Origin of the sequence: Streptomyces sp. NBC_01477, assembly GCF_036227245.1 — a bacterium.
In the GTDB taxonomy this organism is placed as follows: Bacteria; Actinomycetota; Actinomycetes; order Streptomycetales; family Streptomycetaceae; genus Actinacidiphila.
In genome coordinates this window covers 7,497,394-7,513,749 of record NZ_CP109445.1, presented here as the reverse complement: position 1 = coordinate 7,513,749, position 16,356 = coordinate 7,497,394, and the positions used below count along the sequence as shown (strand labels likewise).

11 protein-coding genes are annotated in these 16,356 nt (G+C 72.1%); 4 read left to right on the top strand and 7 right to left on the bottom strand.

All coding sequences use genetic code 11. The features are described 5' to 3' along the window. Positions 1 to 87 precede the first annotated feature (87 nt). A complete protein-coding gene (locus tag OHA86_RS32025) occupies positions 88 to 1,269 on the bottom strand; it encodes an ROK family transcriptional regulator (RefSeq protein WP_329180942.1) in 1,182 nt (393 codons plus the stop codon). Between the two features lie 214 nt (positions 1,270 to 1,483). On the opposite strand from OHA86_RS32025, the gene OHA86_RS32020 reads away from it, so the two are divergent. The 4 genes from OHA86_RS32020 to OHA86_RS32005 all read left to right on the top strand — a co-directional run bounded on the left by OHA86_RS32020 (position 1,484) and on the right by OHA86_RS32005 (position 5,431). Continuing rightward, positions 1,484 to 2,572 carry a Gfo/Idh/MocA family protein gene (locus tag OHA86_RS32020; protein ID WP_329180940.1) on the top strand — a complete coding sequence of 363 codons (1,089 nt, stop codon included), beginning with the start codon at positions 1,484 to 1,486 and terminating at the stop codon, positions 2,570 to 2,572. Between the two features lies 1 nt (position 2,573). Beyond that, positions 2,574 to 3,494 (top strand): sugar phosphate isomerase/epimerase family protein, encoded by a 921-nt coding sequence (locus OHA86_RS32015; protein WP_329180938.1) that lies wholly within the window; start codon positions 2,574 to 2,576, stop codon positions 3,492 to 3,494. A 90-nt stretch (positions 3,495 to 3,584) separates the two neighbouring features. Then, the gene (locus OHA86_RS32010; protein ID WP_329180936.1) at positions 3,585 to 4,331 is read left to right on the top strand and encodes a sugar phosphate isomerase/epimerase family protein; all 747 of its coding nucleotides are present in this window, start codon (positions 3,585 to 3,587) and stop codon (positions 4,329 to 4,331) included. Continuing rightward, complete coding sequence (locus tag OHA86_RS32005; RefSeq protein ID WP_329180934.1) at positions 4,328 to 5,431, top strand: Gfo/Idh/MocA family protein; 1,104 nt, start codon at positions 4,328 to 4,330, stop codon at positions 5,429 to 5,431. The genes OHA86_RS32010 and OHA86_RS32005 overlap by 4 nt, the downstream gene beginning before the upstream one ends. Before the next feature lie 213 nt (positions 5,432 to 5,644). Here OHA86_RS32005 and OHA86_RS32000 read toward each other — a convergent pair whose 3' ends face one another. The 6 genes from OHA86_RS32000 to OHA86_RS31975 form a co-directional block, all read right to left on the bottom strand. Further along, entirely contained in the window at positions 5,645 to 7,888 is a 2,244-nt protein-coding gene (locus tag OHA86_RS32000) for an RICIN domain-containing protein (RefSeq protein WP_443071924.1), read from the bottom strand. A gap of 161 nt (positions 7,889 to 8,049) precedes the next feature. Continuing rightward, positions 8,050 to 8,886: an undecaprenyl-diphosphate phosphatase gene (locus OHA86_RS31995; RefSeq protein WP_329180932.1), complete on the bottom strand. Its 837-nt coding sequence runs from the start codon at positions 8,884 to 8,886 to the stop codon at positions 8,050 to 8,052. Between the two features lie 156 nt (positions 8,887 to 9,042). Then, positions 9,043 to 10,596 (bottom strand): chitinase, encoded by a 1,554-nt coding sequence (locus tag OHA86_RS31990; protein ID WP_329180930.1) that lies wholly within the window; start codon positions 10,594 to 10,596, stop codon positions 9,043 to 9,045. 222 nt (positions 10,597 to 10,818) lie between these two features. After that, a complete protein-coding gene (locus tag OHA86_RS31985) occupies positions 10,819 to 12,201 on the bottom strand; it encodes a S53 family peptidase (RefSeq protein WP_329180928.1) in 1,383 nt (460 codons plus the stop codon). Positions 12,202 to 12,460: 259 nt separating this feature from the next. Next, entirely contained in the window at positions 12,461 to 13,360 is a 900-nt protein-coding gene (locus OHA86_RS31980) for an ABC transporter permease (protein ID WP_329180926.1), read from the bottom strand. Then, the gene (locus OHA86_RS31975; RefSeq protein WP_329180924.1) at positions 13,357 to 16,077 is read right to left on the bottom strand and encodes an alpha/beta fold hydrolase; all 2,721 of its coding nucleotides are present in this window, start codon (positions 16,075 to 16,077) and stop codon (positions 13,357 to 13,359) included. Before OHA86_RS31975 ends, OHA86_RS31980 begins: the two co-directional genes overlap by 4 nt. Between the last annotated feature and the right edge of the window lie 279 nt (positions 16,078 to 16,356).

The following is a 16,356-nucleotide window of genomic DNA, read 5'->3' as shown; positions in this document are numbered from 1 at the left end:
TGTGAAAGGCACTTCCGATTCGGGAGCGGTGTCGTATTGTCCGCGCCCGCCGGGCTGCCGCCCGGGGCCACCGCCCGGGGCCACCGCTCAGGCCCCGGTGCCGGCCAGCATCTGGCCGATCCCCGCCGGCGAGAGCAGGTGCTGGACGGCGAGCCGCCTGGCGCCCTCGATGCCGGCCCTGCGCCCGAGCAGCGTGGTCTCGATGGCGACGGTACGGGTGGCGAGCGGCAGCGCGCGGCGGTAGACGGCGGCGCGGATGTCGGCCAGCAGGTCGTCGTGCAGGCTGGCGATGCTGCCGCCCAGCACGATCGTGTCCGGGTTGTAGAAGCTGACCAGCGAGGCGATGACGTCGCCGAGCCGCTGCGCCGCCAGCCGGACCTGGCGGCGGGCCAGCGGGTCGCCCGCCGCGACCAGCCGGACCACGTCGGCGGCGTGTTCGGCCGGCAGGCCCGCCTCGCGCAGCGTCGCGGCGATGGCGGCGCCCGAGGCGACGGCCTCGACGCAGCCGGTGTTGCCGCAGTGGCACAGCACCTCGTCGTGGCCCGGCACCCGGATGTGGCCGATGTCGCCGGCCGCGCCGGTCGCGCCGCGGTGCACGACACCGCCGGAGACGATGCCGCAGCCGATACCCGTACCGACTTTGACGTACAGCAGGTGCGCGGTGGCCGGGCGGTGGCCGTACTCGCCGAGGGCCATCATGTTGACGTCGTTGTCCACCAGGACGGGGGCCTGGTAGCGGTCGGCGAAGAAGGCCGGCACCCGGTAGCCGTCCCAGCCGCGCATGATCGGCGGGCGGATGACCGTACCCGTGCTCGCCTCGACCGGTCCCGGCAGGCCGATGCTGATCGCCCGCACGTGCTCGGCGGGGTGCCCGGCGTCGGCGAGCAGCCGGCCGAGCTGCCGGTGCAGGCCGGTGAGCACCGCCTCGGGGCCGTCGTTGATGTCCAGGCCCTCGGTGGCCTCGGCGAGGACCGTGCCGCCGAGGTCGGCGACGGCGGCCGTGCTGTGGGTGGCTCCGAGGTCGACCGCGCCCACCACGGCGGTGGCGGAGGCGAGTCGCAAGGTGAGCGGGGGACGGCCGCGCTCGGTGGCCACGGTGCCGGTCTCCACCAGCAGGCCCTTGGCGATCAGCAGGTCCACCCGCTGGGCGACCGCGGCCCGTGACAGGCCGGTGGCGGTGGCGAGTTGGCTGCGCCGGGTGGTACCGCCGGCCACCAGGCCGGCCAGTTCGCTGAGCGCGGTCAGCTGCCGGTCGCCTGCTGCGGTCACCTGGGGCTGCCTTTCGTCGGGGCTCGGGGCGTGAGCCGGGAAGGACGCCGTCAGGGTGTCGTCCGGGCCGCCGTCAGGGTGTCGTCCCGGCTGCCGTCCGGCTGATTTATGACAGAAGTTAGCGGAAACCCTGCCATTGTCAACCGAAACAGGGATGGCTAGCGTTTCAAGCAAGCGGAATGGGAGGCCATTTGTGGGCGGTATACCAACGGCAGTGTCGTTGTCGTCCGTGCCGTCGCTGCGTACGGCGATCGCCGGCGCGGGGATGATCGGACGGGTGCACCTGGACGCCGTACGCCGTACGGGCGCGCCGGTGGTCGGCATCAGCGCCTCGACGCCGGCGCGGGCCAAGGAGGCCGCGGCCGCGCTCGGCGTGGAGCGGGCCTTCGACAGCTCGGAGGACCTGGTCACCAGTGACGACGTGGACGTGGTGCACATCTGCACGCCCAACGACGCGCACGCCCGGCTGGCCGAGCTGGCGCTGCGGGCCGGCAAGCACGTGGTCTGCGAGAAGCCGCTCACCACCTCGTCGGCCACCGCCGACGCGCTGGCGGCGCTCGCGGCGGAGTCGGGCCGGGTGGCGGCGGTGCCGTTCGTCTACCGCTACCACCCGATGGCGGCCGAGGCGAGGGCGCGGGTGCTCGACGGCCGGGCCGGCGACGTACGACTGGTGCACGGGCACTACCTCCAGGACTGGCTGTCGGAGCCCGACGACACCAACTGGCGGGTGGACGCGGTGGCCGGCGGCCCGTCCCGGGCCTTCGCCGACATCGGCTCGCACTGGTGCGACCTGGTCGAGTGGGTGACCGGCCACCGGATCACCGAGCTGACCGCGACGAGCCGGACGCTGGCCAGGACCGGCGGCGTACCGGACACCGAGGACGCGGTGCTGCTGCTCTTCCGCACCGACCGCGACGCCACCGGCACGGTGACGGTCTCGCAGATCTCCCCCGGCCGGAAGAACCGGCTGTGGTTCGAGGTGGACGGCAGCGCCACGTCGCTGGCCTTCGACCAGGAGAATCCGGAGACCCTCTTCGTCGGCAGCCGCGGCGAGAACGCCGCGGTGCAGCGCGACCCCGCCGTCCTGTCCCCCGCGGCCGCCCGGCTGTCGGTGGTGCCCGGCGGGCACCCGATGGGCTATCTCGACTGCTTCGCCGCCTTCGTACGCGATGTGCACGCCGCCGTCCGCGAGGACGGCACCGGTGGGGCCTTCCCCACCTTCGACGACGCCGCCCGCATGGTGCGCCTGACCGAGGCCGTTCTGCGGTCGGCGGCGGACCGGTCCTGGAAAGAGGTCTCCTGACATGAAGCTGGGCTTCCTGACCGCCTGCCTTCCGCAGCTGCCGCTGGACGAGATCGCCGCGTGGGCGGCCTCGCACGACTACCAGGCCCTGGAGGTCGCCACCTGGCCCTCCACCGGGTCGCGGGACTTCGAGGCCAGCCACATCGACGTCGCCGGCTTCGGCAAGCGGCAGGCCGACGAGGTGCGCGCGCTGTTCGACCGGCACGGGCTGACCCTGTCGGCGCTGGCCTACTACGAGAACAACCTGCACCCCGACCCGGCCCGCAGGTCCGAGATCGCCGCCCACGTACGGGCCAACGTCGACGCGGCGGCGCTGCTCGGCGTCGAGTACGTCGGTACGTTCATCGGCCGCCACCCCGGCCTGTCGGTCAAGGAGAACATCGCGCTGGCCGAGCACGAACTGCCGCCGCTGGTGGAGTACGCGGGCGAGCGCGGGGTGAGGATCATCATCGAGAACTGCGTGATGGAGGGCTGGCACCCGGACGGCTACCCGGGCAACCTCGCCTACTCCCCCGAGCTGTGGGAGTGGATGTTCGGCCTCGGCCTCTATCTCAACTACGACCCCTCGCACCTGCTGTGGCTGGGCATCGACCCGGTGGCCGCGCTGCGCCCGTACGTCGACCGCATCCCGCACGCCCAGGCCAAGGACGCCCAGCTCGACCCGCGGGCCAGGGACCGCTACGGCTTCTTCGGCCGTACGGTCGGGCGGGCCGACGGCTGGGACAGCGGCTGGTGGCGCTACCGGGTGCCGGGCCTGGGCGATGTGGACTGGCGCCGGATCGTGGACACGCTCTACGAGGGCGGCTTCACCGGTGTGCTGTCCGTGGAGCACGAGGACCCGGTGTGGAGCGGGGACACCGCCAGGGTCACCCGGGGACTGGAGATCGCCCACCGCACCCTGCGCCCGCTCATCGTGGGCTGACCGCCTGTTCGCGCCGAAGACGCGGCTCCGCCGGGCCGCACCCGTACCGCCCGTACCGCACCTGCCGCACTTCCAGGAGGCATCGTTTCGATGGCAACGCCCCTGAGCATCCAGCTCTACACCCTCCGGGACCAGATCGCCGCCGACCGCGACGGCACGCTGGCCCGGCTCGCCGAGATCGGCTACCGCTCGGTGGAGCCCTACGACCCGACCGCGGACCCGGCCGGCTTCCGCAAGACCGCGGACGCGCTGGGGCTGAGCGTCACCAGCACCCACGCGTACGCGCTGTTCAGCAAGGACGCCGGGGAGGTGTTCGACGCGGTCGGCACCATCGGAACCGACCTGGCGATCATCCCCGGCGGGATCGACCACGACGAATTCACCACACTCGACGGGCTCCAGCGGGTGGCCGACCGGCTGAACGGCTTCGCGGCCAAGGCCGCCGAGCACGGCATGCGGATCGGCTACCACAACCACTGGTGGGAGATCGAGCCGCGCTTCGAGGACCGGACCGCTCTGGAAGTGCTGGCCGGCCTGCTGGCGCCGGAGGTCTTCCTGGAGGTCGACACCTACTGGGCGGCCGTCGGCGGCGCCGACGTGCCCGCGCTGCTGGGGTCGCTGGGCGACCGGGTGCTCGCGCTGCACGTCAAGGACGGCCCCGGCGTCAAGGAGCAGCCGCACACCGCGGTCGGGAAGGGCACCATCGATGTGCCGTCGATCCTCGCGGCGGCGCCGCGGGCGGTCAGGATCGTGGAGCTGGACAGCTGCGCGGGCGACGTCTTCGAGGCCGTCGCCGAGAGCCACGTCTATCTGACGGCGCTGGAGGGGCGTTCATGACCGGCGGTCCTGTCGGCGTCGCCCTGGTCGGCGCCGGGGTGATCAGTACGCAGTATCTGACGGCGCTGTCGAACTTCCCCGATGTGCGGGTGCTCGCGGTGGCCGACCTGGACGTCGAGCGGGCCAGGGCCGCCGCCGAGACCTACGGGGTGCCGGCGGCAGGCGATGTCGCCTCGGTGCTGGCGATCCCCGAGGTGGAGATCGTCGTCAACCTGACGATCCCGGCGGCGCACGCCGAGGTCGCGAGCGCGGCGCTGCGGGCCGGCAAGCACGTCTACGGCGAGAAGCCGCTGGCGCTGGCGCCGGCCGACGGGGCGAAGATACTCGCCGAGGCCCAGGCCGCGGGCCTGCTGGTGGGCAGCGCCCCCGACACCTTCCTGGGCGCCGGACTCCAGTCCGCCGCCCGGGCGGTGAGCGCCGGGGTGATCGGCGAGCCGGTCAGCGTGACCGCGGTGACCCAGGGGCCGGGACCCGAGAGCTGGCACCCGAGCCCGGAATTCCTCTTCCAGTACGGCGGCGGGCCGCTGTTCGACATCGGTCCCTACTACCTGACGGCCCTGGTGGCGCTCTTCGGCCCGGTGAGCCGGGTGTCGGCGACGGCCCGGCAGGCGCGGGCGGAGCGGGTGATCGGGTCGGGGCCGAAGGCGGGCACGTCCTTCGCGGTGGAGGTGCCGACGCATGTGCACGCGCTGCTGGACTTCGCCGACGGCCCGAGCGCGTCGGCGACGTTCAGCTTCGACTCCTCGGTGCCGCGCCGGATGATCGAGATCACCGGCACCGAGGGGACGCTGTCGCTGCCCGACCCGAACACCTTCGACGGGCCGCTGCGGGTGCAGGCGTTCGGCGAGCAGGCCTGGCGCGACCTGCCGGTGGCCGGCTCCACCGCGGGGCGCGGCATGGGCGTGCTGGACATGGCCCGCGCCCTGCGCACCGGCACCGGGCACCGCGCGTCGGGCGAGCTGGCCCAGCACGTGCTGGAGCTGATGTCCACGATCACCGAGTCCGCGCAGAGCCACGCCGTCCTGCCGCTGGAGTCCGGGGCCCCCGCGGTGCCGGTCCTGCCGGCCGACTGGAACCCGGTGGCAGCGACGCTCACCTGACACGCGTCGCTGCCACCGTGCCCGACCCGGCCGCCGCGCCCCTGGGCGCGCGGCCCGCTCACGCCCGGTCGGCCCACCCGTGGGGGGATGGGTCGGCCGGGTCTTCCCGCCCGCCGCCGGGCCGCCCGCCGGCCGCACGCACGGGCGGGGGGCCGGTCGGCCCGGGACGTGTCCCGGGCCGACCGGCCCCCCTGCTTCCCGCCGCGATCCGGTTTACGGGTAGCTGGTCAGGTACGTCACCTGGTGGCCGCTGTTCACGGCGTCCCCCGTGGTGTTGATGACGTGGCTGATCGTGCCGCTGCCACCCAGCGAGACCGTCACCATGTCGTGGAACCGCACCCCGGAGGTGTTGGGCACCTGGAAGGCGTTGGCGGAGACAACCGACGGGTTGGTGCTGAAGAAGCAGTAGCTGCCCAGGCCCCAGGCCTCATGGCTGGTGACCGAGTCGGCGACCTTGTAGGCGGGGTAGCCCTGCGACGAACCGTTCATCCAGGAGGCCTGGTTGGGCACGTCGTAGGGCATCTCGTTCTGGAAGAAGTACGTTCTGCCGCCCTGCCCGTTCCACTGGACCTGCGTTTTCTGGAAGTGCTCCACGAACAGGCCGTACGCCGTCACATTGCTGCCGTTGACGGTCAGGCCGTTGTCCGCGGTGTTGGTGGTCCAGCCGACCGTGCCGCCGTTGCCGTGGTCGGCGCGCCAGATCCAGGTGTGGTCGATGATCGTGTTGTTGCTGTTGATCACCAGTGACTGGGTGGCCTTGCCGACGGTGGCGCCGCCGATCCGGAAGAAGACGTCGGACAGGCTGATCGGGTCGGCCGCGTGGTTGGCGGACGAGCCGGCCGGGCCGATCTGCATCAGCTGCTGGGAGTTGGTGGTGCCCGCGTCGATCAGCAGGCCCGCCAGCTTGACGCCGTCGACGTCGGAGGTGCTGATCGCGGTGATCCCGTTGTCGGGCACCAGGGTGGCCAGGCCCAGGCCCAGCACGACGGTGTCGGGGCGGGTGATGTTCAGCGTCTGGTTGAGGTGGTAGACGCCGGGGGTGACCAGCAGGTTCTTGCCCGCCGCGAGGGCCGCGTTGATGTCGGAAGCGGCGGCGCCGGGCTTGACGATGTAGAACTGGTCGATCGGCAGCGACTGGCCCGCCGGGGTCTTGCCGCTCCAGGTGGTGCCCGACGCGTTGGACTGGAGCGCGGGCACGAAGACCTGGTACTTGCCGGAGCTGTCGATGTACAGGAACGGCTTCTCGCGGATGGTGGGCGAGGAGGCGACGGTGGTGTAGGTCGGGAAGGACTGGGCGGGCGCGCCCTGGTCGCCGACGAAGACCATGTTCCAGTTGGAGCCCGACCAGCTGCCCATCGTCGAGTCCCGGGTCAGGAACTGCTGCTGGGAGCCGGAGCGGATCTGGCCGTCGACCTTGGTGTCGGCGATGAAGCCGCCGCTGGACCAGCCGCCGTCGTCCAGCGCCAGATTGCCGCGTACGTGCATCCGCCGGTAGGGCGCGGCCTGCGAGACGGCCCAGCGGTCGGTACCGCCGGTGGGGTTGACCGACATGTTCTCGGCGTCACGCCAGAAGTTCTGGGTGGCGTTGCCCTGGAACCAGTCGGCCTCCGCGTGCACGGCACCGTTGATGGTGACGTCGTCGGGGCTCAGGCCGAGTCCGGCGACCTCGGTGTAGAAGCCGACGTTGACGTCGGCGCTGTAGGTGCCGGGCTTGAACAGCACGGCGTAGCGCTGGCCGCCGAACTGGTTGGTCTGCTGCTGGCTGAAGATCGTGTTCAGCCTGGACTGGATCGAGGAGGCCGACATCGACGGGTCGAAGGTGACCACGTTGGGGCCGAGGTCGGGGTCGCCTCCGGTGGGCGGCGGGGTGGTGGTGCCGCCGCCCGAGCCGCTGACGTTGAAGGACTGCGCCGCGCTGCCGTTGCAGGTGTACTGCTGGAGCTGGACGCTGTCGGCGGTCGACGCGCTGGGCACGTCGAGGCACTTGCCGCTGTTGCGGTTGACGAAGTGGAAGGCGCCGCTGGACTCGGCGACCGGCTGCCACTGCTGGTTGGCGCCGCCGCCGTACAGCCACAGCTGGGTGAGGGCGCCGTCGGCGGTGGACACGTTCGTCTCGTCCCAGACCTGGCCGGGGGCCGAGGCGGCGCCGATCCGGTAGTAGCCGCTGTCGGTGGCGGTGAACTGCCACTGCTGCGCGGCGCTGCCGTTGCAGGTGTACTGCTGGACGGCCGTGCCGTTGGCGCTGGCGGCGGCGCGGGCGTCCACGCACTTGCCGCTGCCGACGCCGGTCACGGTTGCCGGGGCGGTCGGGATGGTCGCGGCTCCGGCCTCGGGGGCGGAGACCAGTGCGATGCCGGCGCCCACCGGTATCAGAAGTGCCGCCACGAGGGCGGCTGTTCGTCTGCGGTGGCGGGGGGTGCGGGCGGGCGTGCCGGGCCCGGCGGGTACCTGGGTCACACGTGTCTCCTCGGTCGCGTTGTGGGGTCGCGATGCGGTGTGGACGCTAGGGGCCGCCTGTCGGGGAGTCAATACACATCAAAAAATAAGTCGTGAACTATGCGGGGAAAACACGGGCCGGACCTTGAGGTCCGGCCCGGTGCACTGGATCGCGCCGCTGGTCAGGCGTCCAGGACGTTGCTCGCGAGCAGCCCGATCAGGACGAAGCCGAGCACGATCCGGTAGATCACGAAGGAGTTGAAGGAGTGCCGCGCGACGAAACGCAGCAGCCAGGCGATGGCACCGTAGGCGACCACGAAGGACACCAGGGTGCCGACCGCGAGCGCGCCGGCGCTGACCCCGCCGCCGGTGGCGTCCTTCAGCTCGTACAGTCCGGCGCCGGTGAGCGCGGGCAGGCCGAGGAAGAACGACAGCCGGGTGGCCGCCATCCGGTCGAGGTCGCGGATCAGCGCGGTGGAGATGGTCGCGCCGGAGCGGGAGAAGCCGGGGAAGAGCAGCGCCAGGATCTGCGAGGTGCCGACGATCATGGCGTCCTTGAACGTGACCTCCTGCTCACCGCGTTTGAACCTGGCCATCTGCTCGGCGACCCACATGACTATGCTGCCGCCGATCAGTGATCCGGCGACCACCCACAGCGAGCCGAGCGGGCCGTCGATCAGGCTCTTGGCGGCCAGGCCGACGATCACGATCGGGATCGTGGAGTAGATCACCCACCAGGTGAACTCGTAGTCGTGGTTGTCGCGCTCCCTCTTGTCCGTCAGCCCGCGCAGCCACGCGGTCACGAATCGTGCGATGTCCTTGAAGAAGTAGACGAACACCGCGGCGATGGCGCCGACCTGGATCACCGCGGTGAAGCCGACGACGGCGTCGTCGTCCACCTTGATGTTCATCAGGCCCTCGGCCAGCTTCAGATGCCCGGTGGAGGAGACCGGCAGGAATTCGGTGACTCCCTCCACGACTCCGAGGATGACGGCCTGGCCGATGCCGATGGCACTCATGGGTGGTCCTGTCCCCTGGTCTGCCGGTGATCGCCCGGCACGCTCCGACTACAGCTGCGACTACATTCCCGTAGACGTCGGTGCGACTTTAGAGGATCGGCGGCCGGACCCCGAATCCGGGGCGGCCCGGCCGCCTGACCGCATGAGGAGCGCGTCCTAGCAGGCGCCGAGGTCCTGCCAGACCCCCCACTCACCGGTGGTGCCGGGGGTCTCGCCCGTCGTCCACCACTTGGCCTTCCAGGTGTGGCCGCCGTAGGAGACGGTGTTGCCGCCCACGTAGACGGCCGTCGAGCTCCAGGCCGCCGCCGTGCACGCGCTGGTGCCGCCGGTGACGGTCAGCGTGTAGGTGGCCGAGTGGCTGGTGCCGGCCGCCGTGCCGGTGACCGTCAGCGCATAGCTGCCGGAGACCGCCGCGGCGGTGGTGGACACCGACAGGGTGGCGTTGCCGCCCGCGGTGACCGAGCCGGGGCTGACCGAGGCGGTGACCCCGGCAGGGGCGCCGCTGACCGACAGGGTCACGGACTGCGCGGAGCCGGTGGTCACCGCCGTGTGCACGCTGGAGGTGGCCGAGCCGCCGGCGGCGACCGTGGCGGACGCCGGGGTCAGCGACACCGAGAAGTCGTTGGCCGGCGGCGGGGTGGTGGTGCCGCCGTTGAACGGCTCGAAGGTGTGGCTGAACTGCCAGGTGCTCTGGGTGGTGCCGGAGCAGGAGTCGGAGCCGCCCTGGCCCGGGCAGCCGCCGTTGTCGCGCTGGAGCGCCCAGAAGGACAGCGTGTTGATGCCCTTGCTGACCGCCCAGTTGTAGACGGTGGTGGCGTTGGCGGTGGTGAAGGTCTCGGCGGCGCCGAAGTCGTCGATGCCGGGCATCTCGGTGACGCCCACCATGTTCCACAGCTGCGCGTCGGTCTTCGACGGGTAGAGCACGCCCAGCTGGTCGTGCAGGCCCTGGGCGGCGGTCTGCGTGTCGGTGGCCATGTTGTGGGTGGCGTTGTCGTAGTAGTCGAACGTCATGATGTTCACGACGTCGAGCTTCACGCCGTTGCTCACCGCGTTCTGCAGGACGGCGAGGCCGCTGCCCGAGCCGACCGAGCCGCCTTCGAGGCCGTGCGTGGTGGTCGGCAGGGTGTACGAGAACTGGATCGGGCGCCCGTTGGCGGCGGCCCAGTCCTGCACCTGCTTGACGGCCTTGTTGCGGCGGTCGATGCCGGCCGAGTTGGTCAGCGAGTTGTCCTCGATGTCCAGGTCGATCCGGCTGATGTCGTAGGTGGTGATGACCTTCTCGTACGCGGCGGCGATCGAGCTGACGTTGGTGCAGCTGTCGGCGATCTCGGTGCCGGTGTTGTCGGCCGCGTAACCGCCGAAGGACGGGATGACGTCGCCACCGCCGGCCTGGATGGTGTCGATGTCGGCCCCGAAGTTGCCCTGGGCGATCGGCAGCGAGCTGTCGCCGTTCCAGTACGGGGTGCAGGAGCCGACCGACGGGGTCTGGATGAAGGCCATCGTCAGGTACTTGTTGCCGGAGGCGGCGGCGAGCCCGGAGAGGCTGTCGCCGTTGTAGGCCTCGAAGTACGGAGCCGCTATGTGGGTGGGCAGTGCGGTGGCCGCGTGTGCGGTGCCGCTGCCGGTCAGGGCGAGCCCTGCCGAGGCGGCGGCGGTGACGAGTCCGGTGAGCAGTGCGCGGACGGGGAGTCTGCGAACGGGTCCGGTCATGGACCGCGCTCCTTCCAGGTGGGGGGATCAGCAGACGGCGGTCTGCTGGTCTGGACCAATATTGCTGGTCTGGACCACCCGACTGTCAAGAGTCCTAACAGATAATGGACTTGGACCACCCGGCGGACGAATTCCGGCCTTTCCGGCACCGGACGCAGCGGTGGTCACCGCCGCGACCGGCGGGGTTGCGGCGGTGACCTGTACCGATGGCACTGCGGCCGGTCAGCGGCCCCGGGCGGTGAGCGCGAGCGCGGGAACGAACCGCGAGGCGTCCAGCGTGCCGACACCGGTCGCCATGTCGTAACCCTTGACCGCGGTGTAACCGGTGACGCCGTCGTAGGAGTTGTTCGTGCCGTCCTTGGCGTCCACGATCCCGGTGAACCTCGGGTCGCCCTTCGCCAGGGCGTAGAGCGCCTGGTGGATGTCGCCCACCCGGTGGCCGCCCAGCTGGTCGGCCAGCGCGATGACACCGGAGAACAGCGGACTGGACTCGCTGGTGCCGCCGTAGACGTCCCAGCCGGTGGCCGTCGGGTCGTAGCTGGAATACACCCACGCGCCGCCGTCGACCGCCGCGGTCATCGAGATGTCCGGGGTGCCGCGCCGGGCGCCGACCACGTTCTTGACCCCGTTCTGGTACGAGGGCCGGGGGAAGACGTGCGACTGGCCGCCGCCGCCGGCTCCGTAGTCGTTGTAGACGCTGTCGGGCGCGGTGCGGTCGCCCGCGTCGTCCAGGTGCAGCTGGGTGCCGCCGATCGAGGTCACCAGCGGGTCCGCCGACGGCCAGGAATTCACCGGGTACGGGTAGTCGGTGGAGCCGTCGGCCATCGCGTCGGTCGCGCCGCCGTCGCCGGAGGAGGACAGTACGGTCACACCGTGCCTGGCCGCGTCCTGGAAGGCGTAGCGCAGCTTCTGGATGCTGGAGAAGTCGCCCTGGTCGAAGCCGGGGAAGGTGTTCTCCGTCGCCCCGAAGCTCTGGGTGATCACATCGCCCACACCGTGGTCGATCAGCGACTTCTCGGCGTCCATCATCTCCGGCAGCCCGGTGACGCCCTCGGTTTCGGCGACCCCGGTCTCCACCAGCACGATGTGCGCGTCGGGAGCCACCGCGTGCGCCATCTCGACGTCCAGCGTGCTCTCGCCGGCCCATCCGGTGTGGTCGGGGTCGGTCGGGTCGAACGGCGGTACGTCGCCCCACTTGACGACCTGCACCGTGGAGCTCTTGATGCCCCACTGGGCGCTGTAGACGTCCAGGTCGTGCTGGATCGTCGGCGAGCCGAACGAGTCCACGATGACGATGGTGCGGCCCTTGCCCGTGACACCGGCGCGGTAGAGCGCGTTCAGGTGGTACGCCTGCCGGTACTGGAGCGGGGAGTAGCAGTTGACGCCCCAGGTCGCCTGGCACTGTGCGTTGGTCAGCGGGCTGCTCACGCCGTGGATCAGCCGGTGGCCGGCGACCGCGGGCACCGCCTTGACGGCGGGCGCGCGGCCGGCCGGCGCGGCGGCCGGCGCGCCGCCGATGGGAGCGGCTATCAAGGCGGCGGCGGTGAGGGCGGTGGCCCCGGCCGCTGCGACCGCGGCACCGAACCGCGGACGGACTCTGCGCATGGACACTCCTTGTGTGGAGGACAACCGCACGAGACGGATGACGTGATCACATCCACAGATCATGCCCAGGACAAGCGGATCCGGCGTTTTCCTGCGGTCGTTTTACCCGGATGGCCCTCCCTTTGCTTTTCCATGACCATGACATGACCGCAGGCCGGTTCTGGACGGCCGCCGGCGGTCCTCGGCACCCTCGGCCCGGACGCTCGGCGGACGCTCGGTCAGCGTGCGGCGGGACGCTCAGCCGGCATTCAGCCGGCGTTCAGGACACGATGTCCTTGGTGCGGAAGCCGCGGAAGGCCAGCGCGGTCAACACGATCGCGTACGACACCGACACCGACGCGCCCTGGAGCATGCCGGACCACTCCAAGGTGGGCTGGAGCGCGTCGGCCCAGGAGAACTGCCAGTGCGCGGGCAGTACGTCCCGCCAGGAGCCCAGCGCGGTCACCGCGTCCAGCACATTGCCGACGATGGTCAGCCCGACCGCGCCGCCGACCGCGCCCAGCGGCGCGTCCGTCCTGGTCGACAGCCAGAACGCGAGGGCGGCGGTGACCAGTTGGCTGACGAAGATGTAGACCACCGCGATGGCCAGCCGCGGCAGCGCGTCGCCCGAGGCCAGCGTCCCGCCGGTGGGCAGTTCCAGGTCGCCCCAGCCGTAGGCGACCGTCCCCGCGGCCAGCGCGACCGCGGGCAGCAGCACCAGTGCGACCGCGCTGAAGCCCAGCGCCACCGCCAGCTTCACGCTCAGCAGCCGGGTCCTGGGCACCGGCGCGGCCAGCAGATAGCGCAGGCTCGACCAGCCCGCCTCGGAGGCGACCGTGTCGCCGCAGAAGAGCGCGACCGGCACCACCAGGACGAAGCCCGCCGAGACGAAGAGGCAGGTCGCGGCGAAATTGGCGCCCGACGCGGTGGCGGTGTCGATCAGGGTGGGTCCGTTGCGGCCCTCGCCCGGGGTGCCGCCGATCGCGAAGGCGATGATCAGGATGAAGGGCAGCGCCGCCAGCAGCGCGCCCACGATCATCGTGCGCCGCCTGCGCAGCTGCCTGCGGGCCTCGACCCGCAGCCGCAGGGTGCGGCCGGGCCGGTAGCCGGCCGCGCCGGCGCGCGGCGGCGGTACGGCCGAAGGGGCGGGGGCCGGGACTGCGGGGGGTGCGGCGCTCATGCCGAGCCTCCGATCAGGGTCAGGAAGGCGTCCTCGAGCCGGCGGTGCGGCCCGACCCGGGCCACCGGCACGCCGAGCCGGACGAGTTCGGCCACGAACTGCGCGGCGGTCAGCCCGTCGAGCACCGCGAGCAGGCCGTCCTCCTCGCGTACCGCGGTGGCCACCCCGGGCAGCTCGGCGACCTTGTCGACCACGCTCTGCGGCATCTCGCCGTCCACGCCGACCAGGACGGTGTCGGCCGAGCCGATGATGTCGGCGACCGGACCGGAGGTGATCAGCCGCCCGCGGTCCATCACCACCAGATGCGTACAGCTCTGCTCGACCTCGGCCAGCAGATGGCTGGAGACGATGACGGTGCGCCCGGCGGCGGCGTAGCGGATCAGCACCTCGCGCATCTCGCGGATCTGCGGCGGGTCCAGGCCGTTGGTCGGCTCGTCGAGGATCAGCAGGTCCGGCAGGCCCAGCATGGCCTGGGCGATGGCGAGCCGCTGGCGCATGCCCTGCGAGTACGTGCGCACCGCGCGTTCCAGCGCCTCGCCGAGCCCGGCGATCTCCAGGGCCTCGGCGAACCGGGCGTCCCGCGCCGGGCGGCCGGTGGCCTGCCAGTACAGCTCCAGGTTGGCGCGGCCGGTCAGATGCGGCAGGAAGCCGGCGCCCTCCACGAAGGCACCGAGCCTGGACAGCACCGGCGCGCCCGGGCGCACCGCCTCGCCGAACACCCGGATCTCGCCGTCGTCGGGGCGGATCAGCCCCATCAGCATCCGCAGCGTGGTGGTCTTGCCCGCGCCGTTCGGCCCGAGCAGGCCGAGCACCTGGCCCGGCTCCACACGGAAGGACAGGTCGCGGACGGCGTAGCGGTCGGCCGACTTGGCGTACCGCTTGCTCAGGCCGGTGATCTGCAGCGGCACCGCGGCCAGCGCCGGGTCCGCGGGGCGCAGGCGCACCCGGCGGCGCCCGGTGAGCAGCAGCGCGGCGGCGATCAGCAGGGCCGCGGGCGGCAGCGCCCAGGTCCACCAGGGCAGCGCGGCGGGGGCGTCGCTGAGCGCGCTGTCGACGGGTACGGTCAGCTGCGGCGAGGCCAGCGACACCGACATGATGGCGGGCGCGGCCGGTGAGGCGTAGCCCAGGTCGGTGCTGGCCAGCACCAGGCGCATCCGGTGGCCGGCCGCGAAGTCGTGGTCGACGGCGGGCAGTTGCAGCTGTACGGTGCTGCCGCTCGGTGAGCCCTGCACCCGGACGGGGGCGGCGAGCGCGGACGGCAGCGTGGCCTTGCCGCCGGGCGCGACATCGTAGAGCTTGCCGAACAGCACCGCGTCGGGCGCTGTGGTGCGGACCCGTACGGCGACAGTCGGCGCGCCGGTCAGATGGGTGCCGCCCTTGAGCGGGGCGGACTCGAACTGGGCGTACTGGCCCGGGATGTCGAGCGAGAGGCCCGCGCCGAGCGAGGACAGTTCGCTGAGCGCCCCGGTGCCAGGCACCGCGGAGATCGCCGGCGGCGCGCCGCCCGCCGGGTTGACGATCGGCTGCTCGCGGCCGGCCAGCGTGATCCGGCGGGCGGTCGCGCCGCCGAGCCCCGGGTAACTCCCGCTGTCGGCGCCGCGCAGCACGACGCTGCCGTCGGTGGAGTTCAGGCCGCCGGTGCGGGTGACCCGGAAGGCGGGTCCTGTGCCGGTGCCGGCGCTGCCCTTGAGGTAGTGGTCGAACCACGCGGTGACCCGGCGGTCGACCCTGGCGTCCTCGGTGTCGCCGCCGTCGTGGCCGCCGGCGATCCAGTCCACGGCGACGGGCGCGCCGTTCGCCGTGATCGCGCTCGCCATCGCGTCGGACTGGGCCAGGGTGAACAGCGAGTCGGTCTGGCCCTGCACGATCAGCGCCGGGACCTTGATACGGGAGGCGACCGCGGACGGGCTGAGCGCTTCGAGCTGCGCGCGGGCGGCGGCGTCCGGCCGGCCGGCGGTGGCGACGCGCTGGTAGAGCGCGCAGACGGCGGGGGTGAAGCGGCCGCACAGGGGGTTGCCCGCCCTGGGCGGGGCGGCGGACCCGACGGGATTCTCGGTGGCGCCGGGTGCGGCCGGCTTCTGTGCGCCGTCCGGGAGCGCCGCGGAGCCGGAGGAGAAGAAGATGCCGGCCCAGAGCTTCTTGTAGACGTCGGCGGGGAAGAGGGCGTCGGCGAGATTCCAGTACGTCTCGCGTGGCGCGATCGCGTCGACCCGGTGGTCGTACCCGGCGGCCAGCAGCGAGATCGCGCCGCCGTACGACACGCCCGAGATGCCGACCCGCGGGTCGCCGGGCGCGTCGAGCCGGACGTCGGGGCGGGCGGCCAGCCAGTCGATCAGCCGGCTGACGTCGGCGACTTCGCCGTCCGGCGCGTTGAGCCCGATTCCGCCGGTCGAGGAGCCGAAGCCGCGGGCCGACCAGGTCAGTACCGCGTAACCGTGCTCGGCCAGCGATTCGGCCTGGCCGCGCACGTCGTCCTTGCTGCCGCCGAAGCCGTGGCCGAGCAGGACCGCGGGCTTGCGGGCGCTGCCGCCGGTGGTGAAGTACGAGGTGTCCAGGCGTACGCCGCCGGCGCCGGTCAGCATCGCGTCACTGCGGTGCACCGAGCCGCCGCCGCCGGCCGCCGCGGCGGTCCCGACGGCCGCGCCGCCCGCCACCAGTACGGCGAGCGCCCCTGCCCCGGCCAACCACCGCTTGCGCCGCGGCCATCGAAGATCCATCCCTCGATCCTAAGCGGGCCTCACGGGCGAGCCGGACACAGGCGGTGATTTCTCCGGCTTTTCACAGCGGGCGGTGCCCGGTCGGCGCAGCCCCGGCGGCCGGGAACGCCGGGCCGGAAGGCCTCCCGGCGTAATCCCGCAAGTGCGTTGATTTCACCGGGAGTTGATCTCCGCCGGTGGCGCGGCGCAGGCCGGTCGCGCGTCCGCGCATTTGTCGATCAAGGAATTCCGCCGGGCGGGCGATGGCCGCGGGTCGGCATTTCCGGGGAATGCGCCGCT

Bases quoted from the DNA above. Each gene is read 5' to 3' on its own strand.
- OHA86_RS32015 (WP_329180938.1), top strand. From the start codon at position 2,574: ATGAAGCTGGGCTTCCTGACCGCCTGCCTTCCGCAGCTGCCGCTGGAC.
- OHA86_RS32010 (WP_329180936.1), top strand. From the start codon at position 3,585: ATGGCAACGCCCCTGAGCATCCAGCTCTACACCCTCCGGGACCAGATC.
- OHA86_RS32005 (WP_329180934.1), top strand. From the start codon at position 4,328: ATGACCGGCGGTCCTGTCGGCGTCGCCCTGGTCGGCGCCGGGGTGATC.
- OHA86_RS31995 (WP_329180932.1), bottom strand. From the start codon at position 8,886: ATGAGTGCCATCGGCATCGGCCAGGCCGTCATCCTCGGAGTCGTGGAG.
- OHA86_RS31990 (WP_329180930.1), bottom strand. From the start codon at position 10,596: ATGACCGGACCCGTTCGCAGACTCCCCGTCCGCGCACTGCTCACCGGA.
- OHA86_RS31985 (WP_329180928.1), bottom strand. From the start codon at position 12,201: ATGCGCAGAGTCCGTCCGCGGTTCGGTGCCGCGGTCGCAGCGGCCGGG.
- OHA86_RS31980 (WP_329180926.1), bottom strand. From the start codon at position 13,360: ATGAGCGCCGCACCCCCCGCAGTCCCGGCCCCCGCCCCTTCGGCCGTA.
- OHA86_RS31975 (WP_329180924.1), bottom strand. From the start codon at position 16,077: ATGGATCTTCGATGGCCGCGGCGCAAGCGGTGGTTGGCCGGGGCAGGG.